Origin of the sequence: Hamadaea sp. NPDC050747 (genome assembly GCF_040654195.1) — a bacterium.
GTDB lineage: Bacteria > Actinomycetota > Actinomycetes > Mycobacteriales > Micromonosporaceae > Hamadaea.
Genome location: NZ_JBFAHM010000020.1, coordinates 1 through 22,769, shown reverse-complemented (window position 1 = coordinate 22,769; position 22,769 = coordinate 1). Strand labels below are relative to the sequence as shown.

Genomic DNA, 22,769 nt, shown 5'->3' with positions numbered 1-22,769 from the left:
GGTAGGCTGCGCCAATGACCGAGACGATCGAGGGCCACGGCGGCGCACTCGCGCTGGCCGCGCTGCGGAAGGCGGGCGTACGGGAGCTGTTCACGCTCTCCGGCGGGCACATCTTTCCCTTCTACGACGCGGCGGTGCAGGCCGGCTTTCCGCTGTACGACGTGCGGCACGAGCAGACCGCCGTGTTCGCGGCGGAGGCGGTCGCGAAGCTGACCCGCCGGCCGGGGGTCGCGGCGCTCACGGCCGGCCCCGGGGTCACCAACGGCATCTCCGGGCTGACCAGCGCGTACTTCAACGCCGTGCCGGTGCTCGTTCTTGGTGGGCGAGCGCCGCAGTTCCGCTGGGGATCGGGCAGCCTCCAGGAGATCGACCACATTCCGCTGGTCGCGCCGGTCACCAAGGTCGCGAAGACGGTCACCGATCCGGCGGAGATCGCCCGGGACGTCCGGCACGCGCTGGAGGCCAGCCTCACCGCCCACAGAGGACCGTCGTTCCTGGACTTCCCGCTGGAGGTCGTGTTCAGCACCGGCGAAGCCGTCGTCGAGGCGCCCGAGGTCGCGGTGATCGAACCCGATCCCGACGACGTCGACAAGGCCGCGCAGCTGCTCCGGAGCGCCCAGCGGCCGGTCATCGTCGCCGGGTCCGACGTCTACGCCGGGGACGCCGTCGACGCGTTGCGAGCGGCCGCCGAGGCGTTGGGCGTACCAGTCTTCACCAATGGCATGGGCCGCGGCGCCTTGCCGCCGGAGCATCCGCTGGCCTTCGCGAAGGCCCGGCGCGCGGCCTTGGACCGCGCGGACGTGGTGGCGGTGGTCGGCACGCCGCTGGACTTCCGGCTCGGCTTCGGCGACTTCGGGTCCGCGCAGGTCGTGCACATCGTCGACGCGCCGGCTCAGCGGGCCCAGCACGTGTCCGTGGCGGTCTCGCCCGCGGGCGACCTCCGCTTGATCCTCGCCGCGCTCGCCGAAGGGGTACGCACGACGCACCCGGACTGGGTGGGCGAGTTGCGAGCGGTGGAGACCGCGGCGGCGGAGAAGCACGCGGCCGAGATGGCGGCGGACAGCGACCTGATCAAGCCGGCGCGCGTCTATGGTGAGCTGCGCAAGGTGCTGGCGCCGGACGCCATCACCATCGGCGACGGCGGCGACTTCGTCTCCTACGCGGGCCGCTACCTGGAGCCCGCGCAGCCGGGGACGTGGCTGGATCCTGGACCCTACGGCTGCCTCGGCACCGGCATGGGCTACGCGATGGGCGCCCGGGTGACCCATCCGGACCGACAGATCTGCGTCCTGATGGGCGACGGCGCGGCCGGGTTCTCGCTGATGGACGCCGAATCCCTCGTACGCCAGAAGCTGCCGGTCGTGATCGTGGTCGGCAACAACGGCATCTGGGGTCTGGAGAAGCACCCGATGCGGGCGGTCTACGGCTACGACGTGGCCGCCGATCTGCAGCCCGGCCTGCGGTACGACGCGGTCGTCGCGGCACTCGGCGGCGCCGGTGAGACGGTGTCCGACGCGGCCCAGCTCGGTCCGGCGTTGCGGCGTGCGTTCGACGCCGGAGTGCCTTACCTGGTGAACGTGCTGACCGATCCGGCGGACGCGTACCCCCGCTCGGCCAACCTCGCCTAGCCGCTTCCGCGGAGGGTCGGTCGGGCAGAATGGGCCGGTGGAGATCTCGCTGCTGGGGCCGTTGGAGGCGCGGGCCGATGACGGCACGCGCCTCGACCTCGGCGGCGTACGCCTGCGGCGGTTGCTGATCCGGCTGGCGCTCGACCCCGGCCGGGCCGTGAGCGTGGCCGCATTGGTCGACGCGGTGTGGGCCGAGGACGTCCCGGCCAACGCCGTGAACGCCTTGCAGGCGCTGGTCAGCCGGCTGCGGCGGGCGGGGTTCCCCGTCGAGGCCGCCCCGGGCGGCTACCTCCTGCGGATTCCGGCCGACGCGGTCGACGCGGTCCGCTTCGAGCGGCTGACGACGGCGGGCCGGGCCGAGGAGGCCCTCGCGTTGTGGCGGGGCGAACCGTTGCTGGAGGCCGAGGACGCCGAGTTCGCCCAGGTGACGCTGGCGCGCTGGGCCACTCTGCGCGACGAGGTGAGCGAGACGCTCTTCGCCCGGCAGATCGAGGCGGGCACCGTCGAACTGGCGGCGTTGCAGGAATGGGTGGCGGCCCGGCCACTCCGGGACCGGCCGGTCGAGCTGCTGATGCTGGCGCTGCGGGCGGCCGGGCGCGGCCCGGAGGCGCTGTCGGCGTACGAACGTCATCGGGAGCTGCTTGCCGATCAGCTCGGCGCGGATCCTGGCCCGGCGCTGCGGCAGTTGCACGTGGACATCCTGCGAGGCGACAGCGAATCCGTCCCGGTCAAGGGACCCCGGACGAACCTGCCCGCCCAGCGGACCAGTTTCGTCGGCCGGGACGACGACCTCCTCCGCGTACGCGAGACGCTCGACCGTTCGCGGCTGGTGACCCTGACCGGGCCGGGTGGTTCGGGCAAGACCCGGCTGGCGCTCGAAGTCGCGCGAGGGCTTCTGCCGGCGTACCCGGAAGGGGTGTGGCTGGTCGAACTGGCTCCGGTGACCAAGCCGGAGGATGTCGCGCCCGCCGTCGTCAGCGCGCTCGGCGCCCGCGCTCGCGCCCTACGCAAAGACGTCTTCTTCGACGCCGCCGACCCGCTCGACCGGATCGTGTCCGTGCTGGCCGAGCACCGGACGCTGCTCGTCCTGGACAACTGTGAGCACGTGGTGGACGCCGCCGCCCGGCTCGTCGACGAACTGCTCGCCGCGTGCCCGCTGCTGCGCGTGCTCGCCACCAGCCGGGAGCCGCTGGGCGTACCGGGGGAGGCGTTGTGGCCGGTGGAGCCGCTGCGGTTGCCGCCGCCGGACGCGACGGTGGCGCAGGCGCTGACCTTCCCGGTCGTGCAGCTGCTCCGGGAACGGGCCCGTGCGGTCCGGCCGGATTTCGAGATCGACGAGGCGAGCGTGGCGATCTGCCGGGCGCTGGACGGCATGCCGCTGGCCATCGAGCTGGCCGCCGCCCGGTTGCGCAGCATGCCGGCTGGGCAGTTGGCGGATCGCCTCGACGACAAGTTCCGGCTGCTGCGCGGCGGCTCCCGGACGGCGTTGCCCCGGCACCAGACGCTGCGTGCCGTCATCGACTGGAGCTGGGACCTGCTCGGCGACGACGAGCGCCGGGGCTGGCAACGGCTGGCGATGGCGACCTCGGTGATCAGCGTCGACCTGGCCGAGGCGCTGCTCGGCCCGGACGCCGTGGACGTCGTCGGCGCGCTGCTCGACAAGTCGCTGATCCGGGTGGAGGGCTCCGGCTACCGGATGCTGGAGACGATCCGGGAGTACGGGCTGGAGCGGCTCGCCGAGTCCGGCGCGGAGGCCGAGGCGCGCAAGGCGTGGACGGAGTACTTCGTCGAGCTGGCCGAGGCGGCCGAGGCGCGGCTGCGTACCGCTGATCAGCTGCCCTGGCTGCGGCTGCTGGAGGCCGAGCACGACAACCTGCTCTCGGTGCTGCGCTGGGCGGTCGGGCACGGCCAGAAGGAGACCGCCGTACGCCTCATCGCCGGGCTCGGCTGGTACTGGTGGCTGCGCAACTACCGGGCGGAGGCCGCCGTCCTGGTGGAGGACGCGCTCAACCTGCCGGGCGAGGTCCCGGTCCGCCACTTCGCGCTGGCGAAGGTGTTCTCCGCGGTGATCTACGTCGAGACCTTCGGTGACTTCGAGTACGCCACCTGTGTTCTCCAGGAGGCGGCCCGGATCGCGCGGGGACACGAGTCGGAGCACCCGATGCTGCGGCTGGCCGAACCGATGCGGGCGCTGATGTCCAGCGGGATCAACGGGCTCGGCAGTGAGGCGGAGATCCTGGCCGAGTACTTCGACGATCCCGATCCGTGGGTCGCGGCGACGGCCCGGGCGCTGCACGGCCACGCCGCCATCAACCTCGGCTGGGATCGGGCGGTGGCCGTCGGGGACTTCGAGGCGGCGCTGGCTCGGTTCCGGGAGCTCGGCGACCGATGGGGGCTCGCACTCGTGCTCGACGCGCTCGGCACGATCGCGAACAACGCCGGGGACTACGCCGCCGCCGCTCAGTACGCCCGCGAGACGATCGCGCTGTCCGAGGAGCTGGGCGCCCAGGAGGATCAGGTCCAGCAGTGGATGAACCTGGCCTGGGCGCTCTACCTGGCGGGGGAGTCGGCGGCGGTGGACGACGCCATCGAGACGGCCACCCGGCTGGCGCAGGACGCCACCCAGCCGCACGTTCATGCGGTGGTCTCGTTCGGGCGGGGCAACATGGCCCGGCTGGCCGGTGACCTGCCGGGCGCGCGACGGCTCATGGAGGCGGCGTTGGTCCAGCTCGGCCCGGCCTCGGCGGCGCCGCAGTTCCGGGCGATGATCCGCAACGGCCTCGGCCTCACCCTGGCCGCCCAGGGTGAGTACGCCGCCGCCGCCCGAGAGCATCGGACGGCGCTGGAGGACGGGCTGTCGGCCGGGGACTCGCCGATCGTCGGGATGGTCCTCATCGGCCTGGCCGATCTCGCCGAGCGTCAGGGGGATCCGGCGAAGGCGGCCACGCAGCTCGGCGCGGCCGCCGCGATCGTCGGAGTGGAGGACCGGGCGGTCGTCGACCGCGCCCGCGTCGAGTCCGCGGTACGCACCGCGCTCGGCCCCTCGGCGTTCACCGAAGCGGTCGAGCGCGGTCGTGCGTACACGATGGAGAACGTGCTTGAGCTGCTCTAGACGCGGCGCTTGAAGCGCCAGACCGCGAGCGGGGCGAAGATCGCGAGGATCGCGGCCCCCCAGCCGAGCGACTGCAGCACGGGCGTCGCGACGTCGCCGCCGTTGAGCATGGCGCGGACCGCGTCGGCCAGGATGGTGACGGGGTTGATCTTCACCCAGGACTGCAGCCAGCCCGGCATCGACTCGGTCGGGGCGAAGATGTTGCTGGTGAAGGTCAGCGGGAACATGAACGAGAACATGAAGATCTGCACCTTGTCCTCGGCGGACGCGACCACGCCGACGAGGACCGCGATCCACGCGACGCACAGGCAGAAGACCAGCATGAGCCCGAACGTGCCGAGCACGCCCCAGAAGCTGGTCTGCACCCGGAAGCCGAGGATCATCCCGAAGCCCAGTAACAACGCGACCGACCAGGCCTGCTTCACCGTGTCGGCGAGGATCCGCCCGGCCAGCGGCGACCATCGGGAGATCGGCAGCGACCGGAGCCGGTCGAAGACGCCCTTGGTCAGGTCGTTGTTGAGCAGCAGCGCGATGTTCATCGTGGCGAAGATGGTGTTCTGCACCAGGATGCCGGGCAGGGCGAAGGCGAGGTACTTGTCCGTCGACCCGGCGATCGCGCCGCCCAGCGTGTAGGTGAACAGCAGCAGGAACATCAGCGGCTGAATGCTGAGATCGATGATCTCGAACGGGTTGTGCTTGATGCTGACCAGGCTGCGCCAGGCCAGGGTCGCCGTGTTCGTTACCCCGGTCAGCGGGCTGACGCGGCTGGTGGCGGCGCTCGGGACGGCCAGAGTGGTCACGCCGGGACTCCTTCTTGCTCGGTGCGGTGGCCGGTCAGGGACAGGAAGACTTCGTCCAATGTGGACGTGCGTAGGGTCAGCTCGGCCACGGCGACCTCCGCGTCGTCGAGGCGGCGGACCACGGCCGGCAGAGCCGCGGGGTCGGTGACCTGCGCGGTCACCACACTGTCCGCGATCTCCGGAGTGGTACGCGCGACGTCGGCCACGACCTTGGTGACGATCTCCAGCTCGGCCGGGTCGACGGGGCGTACGGCGAGGGTCTGCGCGCCGGTGCGGGACTTCAGCTCGGCCGGCGTACCGCCCGCGATGACCTTCCCGTGATCGATCACCACGATCTCGTCGGCCAACTGGTCGGCCTCCTCGAGATACTGCGTGGTCAGCAGCACGGTGACGCCGTCGGCGACCAGAGTCCGGACGATGTCCCACATCTCCAGCCGGGCGCGGGGATCGAGACCGGTCGTGGGCTCGTCCAGATAGAGCAGCCGGGGCCGCCCGACGAGGCTGGCGGCCAGGTCCAGCCGCCGCCGCATCCCGCCGGAGTAGGTCTTCGCCGCCCGGTCGGCCGCGTCGCTCAAGGAGAAGTTCCCGAGGAGCTCGTTCGCCCTCGCCCGGGCCTCCTTACGGCTGAAGCCGAGCAGGCGGCCGATCATGAGGAGGTTCTCGACGCCGGTGAGGCTCTCGTCCACGCTGGCGTACTGGCCGGTCAGCCCGATCAGGCCGCGGACGGAGTGCGCCTGGCGTACGACGTCGAACCCGCCCACGACGGCCCGGCCGGCGTCCGGCCGCAACAGCGTGGCCAGGATGCGGACGGTGGTCGTCTTCCCCGCTCCGTTCGGACCCAGGACGCCCAGCACGGAACCGGTACGGACGGCGAGGTCCACGCCGTCCAGGGCCTTGGTCTCGCCGTAGTGCTTGACCAGCCCTTCCGCAACAATCGCGTTCGTCATGCCCCGGACTCTGCCGGGGGTCGCTGACACCTCGCTGATACGCCGCTGACGCCCCCTGACGCCCTCTGACGCCCTCTGGCGCCCCGCCGGCGCATGATCAGCGCTGGATCAGGGTTCTCGGTCGAATCTTGGCCCGTGATTCGACCGAGAACCCTGATCCGCTGCCTAAGCGGGGGTGGGTGCCTCCTCGGCCGGCGAGTCCGGCGCGTCGGGAGTGTCCGAACTGTCCGGAGTGTCGGCGGGAGCGGCCGCGTCGGCTGCGTCGGCCGCTGAAGTGGACTTGTCGCGGAGGAACAGCGACACGATCGCCGACGGAATCCAGATGACCTCGAGCAGCACTCGGATCAGCGACGGCGCGACCGGGATGAACGGGATCATCACGACCGCCCGGTCCACCGCGCCCAGCAGGGCGAAGAACGCCACGAGCAGGGTGAGCCAGCCGAGCGCGCCCCGGCCTATCCGGCGAAGCCGCAGGCCGAGGGCGAGCCAGCCCAGCCCGGCCAGGCCCAGGCCGACGCCTTCCAGCAGGGCGTTGTACTGAGCGGTGCCGATCACGCCGAGGACGAATCCGGCGGCGACGAGCACCACGCCACCAGTGGCGACCGGCGACCGGCGGAGGCGGCGGAAGAAGGTCGCGAGGAAGAGCAGGCCCAGCACGATCGCCTCGCCGAAGGCCCAGCGGACCTCGATGCGCTCCGACGTGGAAGCGGCGTACGCGCCCCACCAGTCGCAGTCGATCGGCATCTTCTGGCTCTGGAGGCTGTACTGCGCGCAGGAGTACATCTTCAGCGTCCCGGCGGGCTCGCCGATGAAGCGCTTGGTGCCCAGCGCCGTCGGCAGTTCGTCCGAGCCGCAGGACGGCACCGGGCCGATGTTGGACGTCACGTCGACGCTGTCGGACGCGGTGGTCCAGCAGTTGTCCACGCCCTGGCCGTCCCACCAGTAGTCGACGCCGTTGGGCGAGGCGACGCCCTTCTCGCTGATCCCCATGTGGTTGTTGAGGTAGCGGTTGTGGTTCGAGGTGTCGAACTGGGCCGCGAACGAGGTGTCGTTGCGGACGAAGCCCGGCACCCAGCTCGTTACGAAGCCGGAGTACTTGTTGCCGTAGATGTAGTTGTCGCGCCAGATGTTGTAGTTGCCGCCCGGGTTGATCACCCCGTTGCCCACCGGTACGCCGACGACCGGGCAGACGACGCCGTTCTCGTAACCGCGCTGTTCGTACGGCTTCTGACAGGTGCCGTCCTTGTGATAGCGGTAGTAGTCGTTGTTGTTGTCGGCGATGATGTTCCGCTCGAACTTGGAGTGGTTCTGCGGCATGCCGGGGTGGTCGGGGAAGGCGCTGTCGGTCGAGATCCCGGTCGAGTTGTGGGTGAAGACGCTGTCGTGCACCCAGACCGAGTCGCCGGCGGTTCCCGAGTAGCCCAGCATGTTGTCGTGTCCGTAGCTGTTGCGGATCTCGACGGCGTACCGGGGCGGGGTGTAGCCCTCGTCCTTGTTGATGTTGGACGCGGCTCCCGGATAGAACGCGGAGTCGCCGTTGCCGTAGCCCTCGGCCTCCGTGTAGAGCCCGTGGTCGACGGCGAAGGTGAGGAAGCCGTACTCGTCGTTCCAGCGCCCGACGGTGTGGTCGACCACGAAGCCGTCGGTCTCCATGATGTAGAAGGCGTTGAACTGGCTGCGCTCGGCGGTCATGTTCTTGAAGTAGACGCCGTCGGCGTTGTCGGCCCGGATCGTGTTCAGCTTCTGGTACTGCGCGTCGACGATCACGTCGGTGGGCTTCGCCCCGGTGCCCTCGATCTGCAGCCCGTGCTTGTTGATGATGGCGACGAGGTTCTGGTTGTGCGGGCAGTCCAGCTGCTGCTGCAAGGTCAGCACGTCGTACTTGTAGAGCGCCGACTTCCGCAGTCCGCTGAGGTTGACGCAGGCGCCCTGCGCCGGGGCCAGGCTCGGCTCCTCCTGGTAGCGGCCGGGCAGCATCTTGATGATCGTGCCGGGGAGGTTCGCGGCGTCGACCGCCGCCTGCAGATGGCGGTAGCCGTTGGTCTGGCACTGCGTCCACAGCGCCTCGTTCTGCGCCTTGAGATCGGCGGAGAAGCCCGCGATCGCCTGGTCGAACGCCGCCTTGTCGGTCTTGCAGACCAGCAGCGTCGGTCCGTCGGTCCGGTAGACCGGCACGCTTCCGCTGCCGTCGAGCGTCCGGGTCGGGCGCTCGTCGTGAGCGGCGGCGGGCGCCTGACCGAGTCCGATGACCAGGTACGCGCACAGCACGGCCGCGATGCCGAGTGTGATCCTCCTCATGGTCGCGGAGCGTAGAGAAATTCTCGCGTTAACGCCAGAGCGGTAGCGACCAAAGATCAACGGCGAGGGCGGCCCCCACCGCCGCCATGGCCAAACAGGACACGGCGGTCAACGCGGGGGAGCGTACGGCCGCGTTGACCGGGGCGCTCCGGGGTGCGCCGCCGGGAGTGCGGTCCGCCGGGCGGGCGAGCGACCAGATGCGACGCTGCGCCACGATCAGGAAGAACACCCAGACGACGCAGCCGGCGATCAGGGCGGCCGCGCGTACGGGGGTGACTCCGGCGTGCAACGCGAGTCGCACTGTCAGCACCGCCACGACGGTCATCGCCAACGCCGTACGCCGCCACGCCAACCGGGTGCGCTCCGCCTGCGCCCCCCGATCGGCGGGAGCCTGCCCAACCCGATCGGCGGAAGCCTGGGCACCCCCATCCGGATCGGCGGCGGAAGGCGTCATGCGACGAGGCCGATGAACAGCAGGATGGAGCCGGCCACCACCAGCAACGCCAGGATCGCCGGGAATCGGGAGGCCGGCAGTGGCCTGCCCTTACGCATGGCGATCTCGCAGCGTACCCAGTGGTCGACCGCTCGCAGCGCGCACGCCGCGCCGACCAGGATCAGGCCCAGCGCGAAGATCTCGCGCAGGTGCGGAACGGCCAGCGGGGGCAGGAACTGGGCCACCGCGAGCCCGCCGCCCACCAGCGCCAGGCCGGTCCGGATCCAGGCGAGGAAGGTCCGTTCGTTGGCGAGCGAGAAGCGGTAGTCGGGCGTGGTTCCGACCTCGAGCACGTCGCGCGGGAAAAACCACATCCTGATCAGGCGGAACACGTGCCTATTATCCCGGCGTGAACGAAGCCTTGGACGCGGGACGCCTGCGTGAGATCTATGACGAACAGCTCAAGGCCCACGTGCCGGAGCGGCTGCCCGCCGGCGTGACGGTCGACCGGGACGGACCGCTCGTGCGGTTCTTCGGGCTCAGCCGCAGTGGTTACCTCACCTATCGCGACCTGGGCGGACTCGACGGCGCCGAGCTGGACGAGCTGATCGCGCGCCAGGTGCGCACCTTCACCGACCGGGGCGAGGAGGTGGAGTGGAAGCTGCACGGCCACGACCGGCCCGCCGATCTGGCCGACCGGCTGGTCGCGCACGGTTTCGTGCCGGAGGAGCAGGAGACCGTCGTGATCGGCCCGGTCGCCCCGCTAGCGGCCGCGCCGCTGCGCGAGATCCCAGGGGTACGCCTTCGCGAGGTGACCAGCCGTGCAGATTTCGATCGCATCGCGGCGATGGAGGAGGAGGTCTGGGGCGACGGGTCGCGCGAGTACCTCGCCGAGTCCCTGGCCGGTGAGCTGGCCGCCGACCCTCAGGGGCTGCTTGTCGTGGTCGCCGAGGTGGGCGATCGGGTCGTCTCGGCCGGCTGGACCCGGTACATCCCGGGAACGGAGTTCGCCACGCTCTGGGGTGGTTCCACCCTCGCCGAGTTCCGGGGTCGCGGCATCTACAAGGCGGTCGTCGAGCACCGGGCGCGGCGGGCCGCCGAGCGCGGGTACTCGTTGTTGCAGGTGGACTGCTCGCCGGACAGCCGTCCGATCCTGGAGCGCGTGGGGCTCATCCCGATCACCACCACGACGCCGTACATGTTCCGACCCGATCTGGCCGGTGAATGAACCCATGACGCTGTGATGACGGCATTTCCGGTTCTCTGACGGGAACGCCGTCATCCACAAGCCGATCCTGGGCCGCCCGGTCCGTCCTACCGTCGCAAGCATGGCTGCTGAGGAGACGAAGGTCGATCCGGCGCGGGTGAGCCGGCTCGCGTCGGCGACGCTCGACCTGGCCACGGCGTTGTCCGACGCCTGGCGGAAACACGGCCCGCTGCTGACCCCGGCGACACCGCGGACGGCGCCCCGCCGGGCCGCCGAGGCCGCCGCCGCCCAGGCCGATCTCGCCGTACGCCGCATCGCGGAGGTGATGGCGGCCGACGCCGATCGGCTGTGGCAGACCGCGTTCGCGTACGAGGCGGCCGACGACCGGGCCGCCTGGCGCATGGGCAAGCCGGGGCGGCGGTCGTGAGGCCCCGGGAGCTGCGAGTCGCCGATCACTGGCACCTCGCCGACGACGGATACGCCCAAGCCGCCGCGGCCTGGCGCGGGTTGGCCGCCGGTCCGCAGGCGCACCGCCTGGATTGGTCCGGCCAGGCGTCCGGGGTGCTGACCGAGTGGTCGGGGGCGACCGCCTCGACCTACGACGCCCATCGGATGCGGTTGGCCGGCGGAGTGGACGGCTGCGCGCGCCTGGCGGCCCGCATCGCCGCCGCCCTGGAGGTCTGCGCCGAGGCGTCGGCGACCGCCCGATATCGGCTGTCGGCGCATTTCTCCGTCGTGTGCGACGTCTTCCAGGCTCGCCCGGCGGCCGACGGCACGGTCAGCCTCACCGTCAGCGACCCGGCCGGGGCGGGCGCGGCCCGGGCGGCCGTCGCGCAGGCCGTCCGGCTCCGGGGCGATCTGGAGCGGACGCTGGCCGCGCAGGCGAAGGAGATCACCGCCACGCTGCCCGAATGGGAAGCCCTGGCGAAGACCTGGCGCGCGGCGGGGTCGGCGACCTTCACCGTGCCGCGGGAGGTCGCGGCGACGCAGGTGCTGCGCAGCGGGGACACCGTCGTGGTGAGCACCGGTTCGGAGGACGACCAGGTCGGCGTACGCGTCGATCCGGTGACCGGCGAACAGATCATCACCGGCCGGAGCGGAGAGTGGCGCTTTCCCGGCGGCCTCCGGCTCATTCTGCGTACCGGGGGTGGGGACGACACTGTCACCGTCGCACCCGGGACCTCCGTCCGGCTGACGCTGGTGGGCGGCGACGGCGACGACGAACTGCACGGCGGCGACGGTGACGACGTCCTCTACGGGTCGGCCGGCGCGGACTACCTCAGTGGTGGCGCCGGGGACGACAAGCTGTCCGGCGGCGACGGCCACGACACGGCGTACGGGTTGGCCGGGGCGGACGCGATCGACGGCGGCGACGGCCGCGACTACCTCGACGGCGGGCACGGCAGTGACGTGCTGTCCGGCGACGACGGCGCGGACGTGCTCGTCGGCGGATCCGGGGCGGATCGCGTCTCCGGCGGTGCCGGGGCCGACGTCCTCTACTCCGGTGGCGGCGCCGACGTGGTCGACGGGGGCGACGGCGACGACATCGCGTACCACGACAAGGACGCGGCCCTGATGGGCGTCGACCGGGAGGTGACCGTCCAGCTGGCGGAGATCCCGGCCCAGATCCACGTGGAGGGTTCGCCGGAGTTCACCGCGCGGGTGCGGTCAGACCTGGAGTTCCTCGCGGCGTCGCCGACCGGCCAGCAGATGCTGACCGCGCTGGACGCCGGGCTGCGCGGGCCGGACACGCTGACCATCCGGGAGTGGAGTGAGCACAACGCGGCCGCGTCGGCCGATGTGTCGTTCGAGCGTGGTCATCAACGGGCGATCGACTACAACGCCGGCTTCAGCACGTTCCTCGGCTCGACACCGCCGGTCGCCGTCCTCTACCACGAGATGGCGCACCAATACGACTTCGTCAACGGCACCGTCCTCCCCGGGCGGCACGAGGACCCTGGCGACCCGGACCGGATTCCGGTGGGGCCGGGTGGCGTCGGCGTGCCGAACGCCGAGCGTCAGGCCACCGGGCTGCCCGTCGACCACGATCGCGATCCCAGTACGCCGCTCCGGGTGGATCCCCGGCATCCGCTGGTGTTCACCGAGAACGGGCTGCGCGCCGAGTTGACCTGGCCGCAGCGCCGGCATTACGCCTGAGCGTCCCGCCAGAGCGCGCGCACGGTGTCCCGTACGCACTCCTCCCGGAGCCGGCCGCACGTGCACAGGTGCTCGTTCGGTGATTTCCGGGTGTGATGACCGACCTGCCCGTCCTGGCCGGATCGGCTCGTGGTTGTCTTTCCGGTGGGGGCCGGGCGTGTTTTCTCGACCGGCCCGGCCTTGGTGACGGGCAGGGGAGCCATTTGTGTGGACATTCGCGACACCTCCTGCATATAGGACTCTACCGGCCCGCGATCATTACGAGGTGAGTTGTGTCACTCGGTCCCGGAAGCAGCTGGCTGAGCACGGCAAGCTACTAGCGGGTAACATCCGAATCCGGTGTCACATGGCAGCATGAACGAACGTTCAGGCTGTGGCATAACAGGAGGCGTCGAAGCACGATGAAGATCGTCGTACTCGTCAAGCAGGTGCCGGACTCCGGCGCGGACCGCACGCTGCGTACTGACGACAACACCGTCGACCGAGCGTCGGCGAACAACGTGATCAACGAGATGGACGAGTACGCCGTCGAGGAGGCTCTGCGCATCCGCGAGGCGAACGCCGGCACCGAGGTCACGCTGCTGACCATGGGCCCCGAGCGGGCGACCGAGTCGATCCGCAAGGCGCTGTCGATGGGGCCGGACAAGGCCGTGCACGTCGTCGACGACGCCCTGCACGGGTCGGACGCGCTGGGCACCTCGGCTGTGCTCGCCGCCGCCCTGCAGCAGCTGGAGCCCGACCTCGTCATCTGCGGAGCGGAGGCCACCGACGCGCGGGGCCAGGTGCTCCCGCACATGCTGGCCGAGCGGCTCGGCGTGGCCGCCCTCACCGGAGCGCGCAAGCTCACCGTGGAGGGCTCGACGCTGACCGCCGAGCGGCAGACGGAGGAGGGCTACGAGGTCGTGCGCGCGGCCACGCCCGCCATCGTGAGCGTCTGGGACACCATCAACGAGCCGCGTTACCCGTCCTTCAAGGGGATCATGGAGGCCAAGAAGAAGCCGGTCTCCACCCTCGCCCTCGGCGACCTGGGCGTCGACCCGGCCTCCGTCGGCGCGGCCGGCGCGTACAGCGCGGTCGTGGAGCACAGCAAGCGCCCGGCGCGCTCGGGCGGCGTGAAGGTGACCGACAGCGGGGACGGCGGCTCGCAGCTCGTCGAGTTCCTCGCCACCGAGAAGTTCGTGTGAGGTTCAAGTGTCTGACGTTCTGGTTGTAGTGGAGTCCGCCGGCGGCGCCGTCAAGAAGGTGACGCTGGAGATGCTGACCCTCGCCCGTGACCTGGGCACCCCGGTCGCGGTGGTGCTCGGTGGCGCGGGCACGGCCGAGCCGCTGGTCGCCAAGCTCGGCGAGTACGGCGCGCAGAAGGTCCTCGTCGCCGAGGACGCTGACCTCGACGGCTACCTGGTCGCCCCGAAGGCCGCCGTGCTGGCCGAGATCGTGAAGTCGGCCGAACCGGCCGCCGTGCTGATCGGGTCGACCCAGGAGGGCAAGGAGATCGCCGCCCGCCTCGCGGTCAAGCTGGACAACGGCATCCTCACCGACGTGGTGGCGCTCGGCGCGGACGGCGTGGCGACACAGGTCGTCTTCGCCGGTTCGACGATCGTGAAGTCCAAGGTCACGAAGGGCTTCCCGCTCGTGACCGTACGCGGCAACTCGCTCACGCCGAGCCCGGCGCCGGCCGAGCCGGCCGTGGAGACCGTCACCGTCTCCGTGCCGGACAACGCCAAGCTGGCCACGGTCGTGGAGCGGGTCGCCGAGGCCAAGGGCGCCCGCCCGGAGCTGACCGAGGCGTCGGTGGTCGTCTCCGGCGGCCGCGGCGTCGGCAGCGCGGAGAACTTCAAGCTGGTCGAGGAGCTGGCCGACCTGCTCGGCGGCGCCGTCGGCGCGTCCCGGGCGGCCGTCGACTCCGGCTTCTACCCGCACGCCTTCCAGGTGGGCCAGACCGGTAAGACGGTCTCCCCGCAGCTGTACGTCGCGCTGGGCATCTCCGGCGCGATCCAGCACCGGGCCGGCATGCAGACCTCGAAGACGATCGTCGCGGTGAACAAGGACGCCGAGGCGCCCATCTTCGAGCTTGCCGACTACGGCGTGGTCGGCGACCTGTTCCAGGTCGTGCCGCAGGCCGCCGAGGAGATCCGTAAGCGCAAGTAGCCTCCGCCGACCTGCTGAAGGCGCCGGATCAGGGTTCTCGGTCGAATCTTGGAGCAAGATATGACCGAGAACCCTGATCTGCTTGTGATCTAGGAGCGGGTCGGGATATCGGGGCTTCGGCGGATAGGCTGAGGGGCGATGGCATACCTCGATCACGCGGCGACCACGCCCATGCTCGCCGAAGCGCTCGACGCCTATGTCGCCACCGCTCGCGACGTCGGCAACGCGTCCTCCCTCCATGGGCCGGGTCGCTGTGCCCGCCGTAAGGTCGAGGAGTCCCGGGAGCGGATCGCGGCGGCGCTCGACGCCCGCCCGTCCGAGGTGATCTTCACCGGGGGCGGGACGGAGTCCGACAACCTCGCCGTCAAGGGCATCTTCTGGGCTCAGCGACCGGGCGGCCGATGCCGCGTCGTCGCCTCCTCGGTCGAGCACCATGCCGTCCTGGACACGGTGAACTGGCTGGAGCAGCACGAGGGCGCCAAGGTCACCTGGCTGGCGGTGGACGCCCACGGGCGCATCGATCCGGCCGTGCTCGACGAGGCACTGGACGACGACGTCGCCCTGGTCACCGCGATGTGGGCGAACAACGAGGTGGGCACCGTCCAGCCGATCGCCGAGCTGGCGGCCAAGGCGGCCGCGCGGGGCGTACCGCTGCACACGGACGCGATTCAGGCGGTGGGCCAGATTCCGGTCGGTTTCGCCGCGTCCGGGGCGTCGGCCTTGACGCTGACCGGGCACAAGCTGGGCGGACCGACCGGGGTCGGCGCGCTCCTGCTCGGCCGGGACGTCCCCTGCACCCCGCTGCTGCACGGCGGCGGTCAGGAGCGGGACGTACGCTCCGGCACGCTGGACGTCCCAGGCATCGTGGCCTTCGCCACGGCGGTGGAGATCGCGGTCTCGACACAGGCCGCGACGGCGGCGCACCTCACCAGCCTGCGGGACGAGCTGATCGCCAAGGTACGCACAGCCGTGCCGGACGCCGTCCTGAACGGCGACCCGGTGGACCGGCTGCCGGGCAACGCCCATTTCGCCTTCCCGGGCTGTGAGGGCGACGCCCTGCTGATGCTGTTGGACGCTCAGGGAATCGCCTGCTCGACCGGGTCGGCGTGCTCCGCGGGGATCGCCCAGCCCTCGCACGTGCTCCTGGCGATGGGGTGCGATCCGGTGATGGCCCGCTCGTCGCTGCGCTTCTCGCTCGGGCACACGTCGACCTCGGCGGAGATCGACGAGCTGGTGGCCGCGTTGCCGGCCGTCGTCGAGCGCGCCCGCCGAGCCGGGAAACTCCGTAAGGACCGTTCGTAGTCCGCGGGTAAGCTCGTCGGGTGCGAGTTCTTGCGGCGATGTCCGGTGGTGTCGACTCGGCGGTGGCGGCCGCCCGGGCGGTGGCGGCCGGGCACGACGTGACCGGAGTGCATCTGGCCTTGTCGAAGAATCCGCAGAGTTATCGGACGGGCGCCCGGGGCTGCTGCTCGCGGGAGGACTCCCACGACGCGCGGCGGGCCGCCGACGTGATCGGCATCCCGTTCTACGTCTGGGACATGGCCGAGGAGTTCCACGCCGACGTCGTGGAGGACTTCCTGAGCGAGTACGCGGCGGGGCGTACGCCGAATCCGTGCCTGCGCTGCAACGAGAAGATCAAGTTCGCCGCCGTCCTGGACCGGGCGCTGGCCTTGGGCTTCGACGCCGTCGTGACCGGGCACTACGCCCGCCTGGGCTCCGACGGGGTCCTGCGGCGGGCCGCCGACGCCGAGAAGGACCAGTCCTACGTGCTCGGCGTTCTGACGCCGGAGCAGTTGGCGCACGCGATGTTCCCGCTGGGCGACTCCCACAAGGCCGACGTGCGGCAGGAGGCGGCGGAGCGGGGGCTGGCCGTCGCGAGCAAGCCCGACTCGCACGACATCTGCTTCATCGCCGACGGCGACACCCGCAAGTTCCTGCAGGAGCGGCTGGGTGAGGCGCCCGGCGACATCGTCGACTCGGCCACCGGTGAGGTCGTCGGCTCCCACGACGGGGCATATGCCTTCACCGTGGGCCAGCGCAAGGGGCTGGCCCTCGGCCGACCCGCACCCGACGGAAAGCCGCGTTACGTCCTGAGCATCACGCCGGTCACGAACACCGTCACGGTCGGCCCGGCCGAGGCGCTGGACGTCACCTTCGTCACCGCCACGCGCCCGATCATCCTGGCTCCCCTGGAGCCGAAGACGGAGGCCCAGGTGCAGCTCCGGGCACATGGCGAGCCGATCGACGCCGTGGTCGAGATCGTCGACGGCGTGTTGACGGCCAGCCTGCGCCGGCCGGCCCGGGGGATCGCGCCCGGTCAGGCGATCGTCGTCTACCGGTCCGACGCCGCCGGGGACGCAGTCCTCGCCAGCGCGACCATCACGAGCGCCGACGCCACCGACCGCAGCGCCACCGACCGCAGCGCCACCGACAGCAGCGCGACCGCCACGAGCACAGGCACCACGGCTGTCACCGCCGACGTGGCCGCGACGAGCGCCGCATGATCGAGCTGCCACGCGGAAGTGCGACCGGCATCGGGTCGCTGCCCGGTTCGGACCTCGTCGAGGCGGTCAAGTACAGCCTGGGCGAGCTGCCGGTGGCGTACCTGCCGGAGCTGCCCGGCCGGGGTCCGGGCGCGGAGATGATCGGCCGTGGCGCCGGGCTGCTCGTCGGGCTCCCGGTCGAGCTGTACACGGGACGGTGGCGGATCGCCGCCCGCGGCGGGCGCGACCTTCGGCGTACCCATGATCTCCTCGAACGCGACCTGGACCAGCTGACCGAGCAGGCGGACGGCTTCGCGGGACCACTGAAGGTCCAGGCCGCGGGGCCGTGGACGCTGGCCGCGAGCATCGAGCTGGCCCTCGGCCAGGCCGTGCTGTCCGACCATGGCGCGGCGCGGGACCTGAGCGAGTCGCTCGCGGAGGGGCTGCGCCTGCACGTGGCCGATGTGCGCCGCCGCGTGCCGGGCGCCCAGGTGATCCTGCAGGTGGACGAGCCGTCGCTGCCCGCGGTGCTGGCGGGGCGGGTGCGCACGGCCAGCGGCCTGCACACCTATCGGTCGGTCGCCGAGTCGGTCGCCCGCGAGGCGTTGACTCGCGTGGTCGAGGCCGCGGACGCGCCGGTCGTCCTGCACTGCTGCGCGCCCGACGCGCCGTTGAAGCTGTTCCGGGAGGCCGGGGCGGCCGCGGTCGCGCTCGACCTGGACCAGGTCAAGCACCTCGATCCGGTCGGCGAACTCATCGACGCCGGGCTGACGCTCTTCGCGGGGGTCGCGCCGACGCGGGGCACTCGCGCGCCGTCGTCCGCCACGCTCGCCGACAGGGTACGCACAACGTGGCGCACGCTCGGGTTCAGCGAGTCGCAGCTGCCCGAGCAGGTCGTGGTGACACCGGCCTGCGGTCTCGCCGGAGCGACCCCGGCCTATGCGCGCGACGTCCTGGCCGCGTGCCGGGAGGCCGGTCGGCGGCTCGCCGAGGTCTGACGCGGACGTCGAAGTGTCGTAGGCAGCCGCTAGATTCCTCGTGTGAGCGAGAAGGACTTTGATGCAGCCCGGTCGCGGATTGCCCAGCTGACGAGCGAGATCGAGGCGCACCAGCAGCGCTACTACGAGCTCGACGCGCCCACCGTCTCCGACGCGGAATACGACGGTCTGCTGCGCGAGCTGGAGGGCCTCGAGCAGGACTTCCCCGAGCTGCGGTCGCTCGACTCGCCGACCCAGCGCGTGGGCGGGCAGGCCGCGGCGGGGTTCGCCACGGTGCAGCACGCGGCCCGGATGCTCAGCCTCGACAACGCCTTCTCCGACGAGGAGCTGACGGGGTGGGCCGACCGTGTCGTGCGCGACGCCGGCGGCCCCGTGCCCTTCCTCTGTGAACTGAAGATCGACGGCCTCGCCATCAACCTGACCTATCGCAACGGCCGCCTGGTCCGGGCGGCGACCCGGGGCGACGGGCGGACCGGCGAGGACGTCACGGCCAACGTGCGTACGCTGAAGGACGTTCCCAAGACTTTGCAGGGCGACAACGTCCCGGCTCTCGTCGAGGTGCGGGGCGAGATCTTCTTCCCGACCTCCGGCTTCGCCGATCTCAACGCCGGCCTGGTCGCGGCCGGTCAGCGCCCGTTCGCCAACCCGCGTAACGCCGCCTCCGGCTCGCTGCGGCAGAAGGATCCCTCGATCACTGGCTCCCGGCCGTTGCGCCTGATCGTGCACGGCATCGGCGCGCACGAGGGCTTCGAGCCGCAGCGGCAGTCCGAGGCGTACAAGCTGCTGCAGAGCTGGGGTCTGCCCACGTCGCTGCGGTGGAAGGTGGTCGACTCCCTCGACGAGGTGCGGGAGTTCATCGCGTACTTCGCCGAGCACCGGCACGATGTCGAACACGACATCGACGGCATCGTGATCAAAGTGGACGATGTGGCGATCCAGGGCCGCCTGGGCACCACGAGCCGGGCGCCGCGGTGGGCGATCGCGTACAAGTACCCGCCGGAGGAGGCGAACACCAAGCTCGTCGACATCCTCGTCAACGTCGGCCGCACCGGCCGGGTCACGCCCTACGCGGTCCTCGAACCGGTCCACGTCGCGGGGGTCACCGTCACCAGCGCGACCCTGCACAACCAGGAGGAGGTCAAGCGCAAGGGCGTCCTCATCGGCGACACGGTCACCATCCGGCGCGCGGGCGATGTCATTCCGGAGGTGCTGGGACCGGTCGTCGACCTGCGAGACGGCACCGAGCGCGAGTTCGTGATGCCGACCCACTGCCCGGAGTGCGGAACCGCGCTGGCACCGGCGAAGGAGTCGGATGTCGACGTCCGGTGCCCCAACACCCGCTTCTGTGTCGCGCAGCTGCGCGAGCGCCTGTTCTACCTGGGTGGCCGGGACGGCTTCGACATCGAGGGCCTGGGCTACAAGGCGGGCGTCGCGCTCATCAACGACAAAGTCATCGCCGACGAGGGCGACCTGTTCGCGCTGACCGCCGAGGATCTGGCCCAGTCGCCGTTCTTCACGAAGAAGGACGGCACTCTGTCGGCCAACGCGGCCAAGCTGCTGGAGAACCTGGAGAAGGCGAAGACGGTCGCACTCTCTCGGGTGCTGGTGTCGTTCTCCATCCGGCATTGCGGTCCGACGGCCGCGCAGGCGCTGGCCAACGCGTTCGGCTCGGTCGACGCGATCAGCAAGGCGAGCGTCGAGCAGATGTCCTCGGTGGAGGAGGTCGGCGGCATCATCGCCGAAGCCGTCCGCGAGTGGTTCACCGTCGACTGGCACCGCGAGATCGTCGAGAAGTGGCGGGCCGCCGGGGTCGTCATGGAGCAGGAGATCGGCGTCGACACCGGCCCCAAGCCGCTGGACGGGCTGACCGTGGTGGTCACCGGGACGCTGACCGACTTCACCCGCGACGACGCGTCCGACGCGCTGACCGCCCAGGGCGCGAAGGTGGCCGGATCCGTCTCCAAGAAGACCAGCTTCGTCGTGGTGGGGGAGAACCCGGGTTCGAAGTTCGACAAGGCGCAGAGTCTGGGCGTACCGATCCTCGACGACGCGGGTCTGGCGATCCTGCTCGCCGAAGGGCCGGACGCCGCCCGGGCCCACGCCGCCTCGACCGCTGCCTGAAACCGCCCCTTACAGCGACGTTCGGCGTTCCCCGTCACGCTCTCCGGTGTGGTTTCCTATCTCACATCGGTAACCGGGCGTGGCGGGAAGCTCGCTCTCCGCCCTCGGAGGTCCTAGGCTGTAGGTTCGTGTGTTGGCGCTCGGACCAGGGCTCCGACCTGCAGATATGCGGGAAGGTGGGGGACGCATGACGGCATCGGCGTCACGCTCGGCCGCCGGTGGTGCCGAGACTCCGTCCATCACAGCTCCTCCCGAATCGCTCCGGAACACCGCACCCGTCATGGGTTCCCGACGTTTTATCGGGTATGTGGCGATTGTGGTCGTCCTGGCGACCGCCGTCCTTGTTGTCGAACTCGCGACGCCGTTCGCCGGTTCCGGCACCTGGGAGGCCGAGATCTGGTTGATGGCGGCGATGGCGCTCGCCGCGGACGCGTTTCCGATGAGTCCGCCAGGGCGCCGGATGAGTTCGGCGGTGTTCCCGTCCATCTGTTTCAGCTTCGCCGTCCTCATCGACTCGAACCTCGTGGCGGCGCTGCTGGTGCAGGCGGCGGCGGTCGTCGTCTCCTCCTGGCGGATGAAGCACCGGCCGTGGCGGGCGGTCTTCAACATCGCCCAGTACGCGATCGCGCTGTCGGCCGCGTCGGCGGTGATCCACATCGGCTCGACGCTGCTGCCGGTCGACGCCGCCCCCGGGTGGACCGTGCTGGTGTGCGTACTCGCCGCCGTGGCCTGGTTCCTCTGCAAGTACACGACGACCTCGCTGGCCGTCTGGCTGCGCTTCGGTGGTCCACTGTGGCCGACCCTGCGCGCGCCGTTCGCCCCGGAGGCGCTGACCACCGGCGCATTACTCCTGCTCGGCGTGATCCTGGCGGCCGCGGCCGACCAGAGCGCGCTCTACGTGCCGTTGGCGATCATTCCGCTGATCGCCGTCCAGCGGCTGGCCGTGCTGTCCACCGAGCAGACCCGGCTGGCGCGGCTCGACGCGCTCACCGGGCTGGCCAACCGCAAGGTGCTGATCAGCGAGGTCGGCGCGATCGCCGCCGAGTACGCCCGCTCGCCGGCCAAGGCGCGGTTCGCCCTGCTGCTGCTGGACCTCGACCGGTTCAAGCACGTCAACGACGCGCTCGGGCACACCGTCGGCGACCGGCTCCTGGTCGCGGTGGCCGATCGGCTGGCGAAGAACATCCGCGAGGGCGACCTCGTGGCGCGGTTGGGCGGGGACGAGTTCGCCATCGTCTCCGGCCGGCTGACCAGCCCCGACGACGCCGTACGCCTCGCCGCCCGGATCACCGAGGCGCTCCAGGACCCGGTGACGCTGGACGGCCTGCCGCTGGACATCTCAGGCAGCATCGGCATCGCCCTGTACCCCGAGCACGGCACCGACTTCGCCACCCTGATGCGGCACGCCGACGTCGCGATGTACGACGCCAAGCACCGCGGCGACGGCATCGCCGTGTACGCCGCCGAGTCGGACCACAACTCGCCCCGGCGCCTCAGCCTCGTCGCCGACCTCCGGAAGGCGCTGGAGGCTCCGGACGGCGGTGGGCTGACCGTCTTCTACCAGCCCCAGATCGAGATCTCCTCCGGCGAGGTCGTCGGCGTGGAGGCGCTGCTGCGCTGGCAGCACCCGGCGTACGGGCCGGTCGATCCGGAGGAGCTGATCAAGGCGGCCGAGCCGAGCGCGGTGATGCGGCAGCTCACCCGTTGGGTGCTGGCCGAGGTCGTCGCCCAGCTGGCCCGGTGGCGGCCGATGGCGCTGCGGCTGCGCTGCGCGGTCAACGTGAGCGTGCGGGACCTGCACAACGACGACATCGTCGAGCACGTCACCGACCTGCTCCGCGAGTACGGCGTCACCGCCGACCAGCTCCAGCTGGAGATCACCGAGGAAGGCCTGATGGCCGACCCGAACCGGGTCCTCGCAACCCTCGCCAAGCTGGACAAGCTCGGGGTGGCCATCGCCCTCGACGACTTCGGCACGGGGTACTCCTCCATGCAGCACCTGCGGCGGCTGCCGCTGGCCGAAGTGAAGATCGACCGCACGTTCGTCTTCGGGATGCGTGACGACCCCGACGACGCCGCGATCGTCAGCTCGATCATCGAACTGGCCGGCGCGCTCGGGCTGCGAGTGGTCGCCGAAGGCGTCGAGGACGAGCCGACCTGGCGGATGCTGCACAAGCAGGGCTGTGAGGTGGCCCAAGGCTGGTTCTACGCCCGCCCGATGCCGGCCGAGGACCTGCTGGCCTGGATCGCGCGTACGACGCTGCCGGGCGCTCGGCGGCTCGCCTCGCGGTTGCCCGCCGCCCATCCGCACGCCATCGTCGGCCCCGCCCCCAGCCCCGAATCCGCCTAATGAGTTCTGCCGGGTTGTGACGCAGACTCGGTTCCGTAGCCGCCGGCAGGTGAGCACTCGCACCGCCTGGACACCCCACGGGTAGTC

Annotated in this window: 17 protein-coding genes; 12 read left to right on the top strand and 5 right to left on the bottom strand. The window is 71.0% G+C overall.

What is annotated here, in order from left to right:
• The first annotated feature begins 14 nt into the window (after window positions 1-14).
• Both AB0H43_RS35930 and AB0H43_RS35925 read left to right on the top strand, forming a co-directional pair.
• Window positions 15-1,628 (top strand): acetolactate synthase, encoded by a 1,614-nt coding sequence (locus tag AB0H43_RS35930; RefSeq protein ID WP_360007201.1) that lies wholly within the window; start codon window positions 15-17, stop codon window positions 1,626-1,628.
• A 37-nt stretch (window positions 1,629-1,665) separates the two neighbouring features.
• The gene (locus tag AB0H43_RS35925; RefSeq protein ID WP_360007198.1) at window positions 1,666-4,740 is read left to right on the top strand and encodes a BTAD domain-containing putative transcriptional regulator; all 3,075 of its coding nucleotides are present in this window, start codon (window positions 1,666-1,668) and stop codon (window positions 4,738-4,740) included.
• On the opposite strand, the gene AB0H43_RS35920 is transcribed toward AB0H43_RS35925, so the two are convergent.
• From AB0H43_RS35920 to AB0H43_RS35900, 5 genes are all read right to left on the bottom strand, one after another.
• A complete protein-coding gene (locus AB0H43_RS35920; RefSeq protein ID WP_360007195.1) occupies window positions 4,737-5,540 on the bottom strand; it encodes an ABC transporter permease in 804 nt (267 codons plus the stop codon). The two genes, AB0H43_RS35925 and AB0H43_RS35920, sit on opposite strands and share 4 nt — an antisense overlap.
• A complete protein-coding gene (locus AB0H43_RS35915) occupies window positions 5,537-6,487 on the bottom strand; it encodes an ATP-binding cassette domain-containing protein (protein WP_360007192.1) in 951 nt (316 codons plus the stop codon). Before AB0H43_RS35915 ends, AB0H43_RS35920 begins: the two co-directional genes overlap by 4 nt.
• A gap of 165 nt (window positions 6,488-6,652) precedes the next feature.
• A complete protein-coding gene (locus AB0H43_RS35910; protein WP_360007189.1) occupies window positions 6,653-8,785 on the bottom strand; it encodes a hypothetical protein in 2,133 nt (710 codons plus the stop codon).
• Window positions 8,786-8,813: 28 nt separating this feature from the next.
• Entirely contained in the window at window positions 8,814-9,239 is a 426-nt protein-coding gene (locus AB0H43_RS35905; protein WP_360007187.1) for a DUF202 domain-containing protein, read from the bottom strand.
• Window positions 9,236-9,610, bottom strand: a complete 375-nt coding sequence (locus AB0H43_RS35900; RefSeq protein ID WP_360007184.1) for a DUF202 domain-containing protein — start codon at window positions 9,608-9,610, stop codon at window positions 9,236-9,238. Before AB0H43_RS35900 ends, AB0H43_RS35905 begins: the two co-directional genes overlap by 4 nt.
• A 17-nt stretch (window positions 9,611-9,627) precedes the next feature.
• On the opposite strand from AB0H43_RS35900, the gene AB0H43_RS35895 reads away from it, so the two are divergent.
• The 10 genes from AB0H43_RS35895 (at window position 9,628) to AB0H43_RS35850 (ending at window position 22,682) form a co-directional block, all read left to right on the top strand.
• Window positions 9,628-10,446: a GNAT family N-acetyltransferase gene (locus AB0H43_RS35895; RefSeq protein WP_360007181.1), complete on the top strand. Its 819-nt coding sequence runs from the start codon at window positions 9,628-9,630 to the stop codon at window positions 10,444-10,446.
• 100 nt (window positions 10,447-10,546) lie between these two features.
• Window positions 10,547-10,852: a hypothetical protein gene (locus tag AB0H43_RS35890; RefSeq protein WP_360007178.1), complete on the top strand. Its 306-nt coding sequence runs from the start codon at window positions 10,547-10,549 to the stop codon at window positions 10,850-10,852.
• Entirely contained in the window at window positions 10,849-12,582 is a 1,734-nt protein-coding gene (locus AB0H43_RS35885) for a M91 family zinc metallopeptidase (RefSeq protein WP_360007175.1), read from the top strand. Before AB0H43_RS35890 ends, AB0H43_RS35885 begins: the two co-directional genes overlap by 4 nt.
• A gap of 401 nt (window positions 12,583-12,983) precedes the next feature.
• Window positions 12,984-13,766, top strand: a complete 783-nt coding sequence (locus tag AB0H43_RS35880) for an electron transfer flavoprotein subunit beta/FixA family protein (RefSeq protein WP_360007174.1) — start codon at window positions 12,984-12,986, stop codon at window positions 13,764-13,766.
• Between the two features lie 7 nt (window positions 13,767-13,773).
• The gene (locus AB0H43_RS35875; protein ID WP_360007171.1) at window positions 13,774-14,730 is read left to right on the top strand and encodes an electron transfer flavoprotein subunit alpha/FixB family protein; all 957 of its coding nucleotides are present in this window, start codon (window positions 13,774-13,776) and stop codon (window positions 14,728-14,730) included.
• 138 nt (window positions 14,731-14,868) lie between these two features.
• Window positions 14,869-16,032, top strand: a complete 1,164-nt coding sequence (locus AB0H43_RS35870; RefSeq protein ID WP_360007168.1) for a cysteine desulfurase family protein — start codon at window positions 14,869-14,871, stop codon at window positions 16,030-16,032.
• A gap of 20 nt (window positions 16,033-16,052) precedes the next feature.
• Window positions 16,053-17,234, top strand: coding sequence for a tRNA 2-thiouridine(34) synthase MnmA (gene mnmA / locus AB0H43_RS35865; RefSeq protein ID WP_360007165.1), 1,182 nt, complete (start codon window positions 16,053-16,055; stop codon window positions 17,232-17,234).
• The gene (locus AB0H43_RS35860; RefSeq protein WP_360007162.1) at window positions 17,231-18,211 is read left to right on the top strand and encodes a methionine synthase; all 981 of its coding nucleotides are present in this window, start codon (window positions 17,231-17,233) and stop codon (window positions 18,209-18,211) included. The genes mnmA and AB0H43_RS35860 overlap by 4 nt, the downstream gene beginning before the upstream one ends.
• Before the next feature lie 42 nt (window positions 18,212-18,253).
• Complete coding sequence (gene ligA / locus AB0H43_RS35855) at window positions 18,254-20,332, top strand: NAD-dependent DNA ligase LigA (RefSeq protein ID WP_360007160.1); 2,079 nt, start codon at window positions 18,254-18,256, stop codon at window positions 20,330-20,332.
• A 403-nt stretch (window positions 20,333-20,735) separates the two neighbouring features.
• Window positions 20,736-22,682 (top strand): EAL domain-containing protein, encoded by a 1,947-nt coding sequence (locus AB0H43_RS35850; protein ID WP_360007323.1) that lies wholly within the window; start codon window positions 20,736-20,738, stop codon window positions 22,680-22,682.
• Window positions 22,683-22,769: the final 87 nt, after the last annotated feature.

Excerpts from the sequence above, each read along its gene's own strand:
- AB0H43_RS35930 (WP_360007201.1), top strand. The coding sequence starts at position 15 with ATGACCGAGACGATCGAGGGCCACGGCGGCGCACTCGCGCTGGCCGCG.
- AB0H43_RS35915 (WP_360007192.1), bottom strand. The coding sequence starts at position 6,487 with ATGACGAACGCGATTGTTGCGGAAGGGCTGGTCAAGCACTACGGCGAG.
- AB0H43_RS35910 (WP_360007189.1), bottom strand. The coding sequence starts at position 8,785 with ATGAGGAGGATCACACTCGGCATCGCGGCCGTGCTGTGCGCGTACCTG.
- AB0H43_RS35905 (WP_360007187.1), bottom strand. The coding sequence starts at position 9,239 with ATGACGCCTTCCGCCGCCGATCCGGATGGGGGTGCCCAGGCTTCCGCC.
- AB0H43_RS35890 (WP_360007178.1), top strand. The coding sequence starts at position 10,547 with ATGGCTGCTGAGGAGACGAAGGTCGATCCGGCGCGGGTGAGCCGGCTC.
- AB0H43_RS35880 (WP_360007174.1), top strand. The coding sequence starts at position 12,984 with ATGAAGATCGTCGTACTCGTCAAGCAGGTGCCGGACTCCGGCGCGGAC.
- AB0H43_RS35870 (WP_360007168.1), top strand. The coding sequence starts at position 14,869 with ATGGCATACCTCGATCACGCGGCGACCACGCCCATGCTCGCCGAAGCG.
- AB0H43_RS35860 (WP_360007162.1), top strand. The coding sequence starts at position 17,231 with ATGATCGAGCTGCCACGCGGAAGTGCGACCGGCATCGGGTCGCTGCCC.
- AB0H43_RS35850 (WP_360007323.1), top strand. The coding sequence starts at position 20,736 with ATGGCGGCGATGGCGCTCGCCGCGGACGCGTTTCCGATGAGTCCGCCA.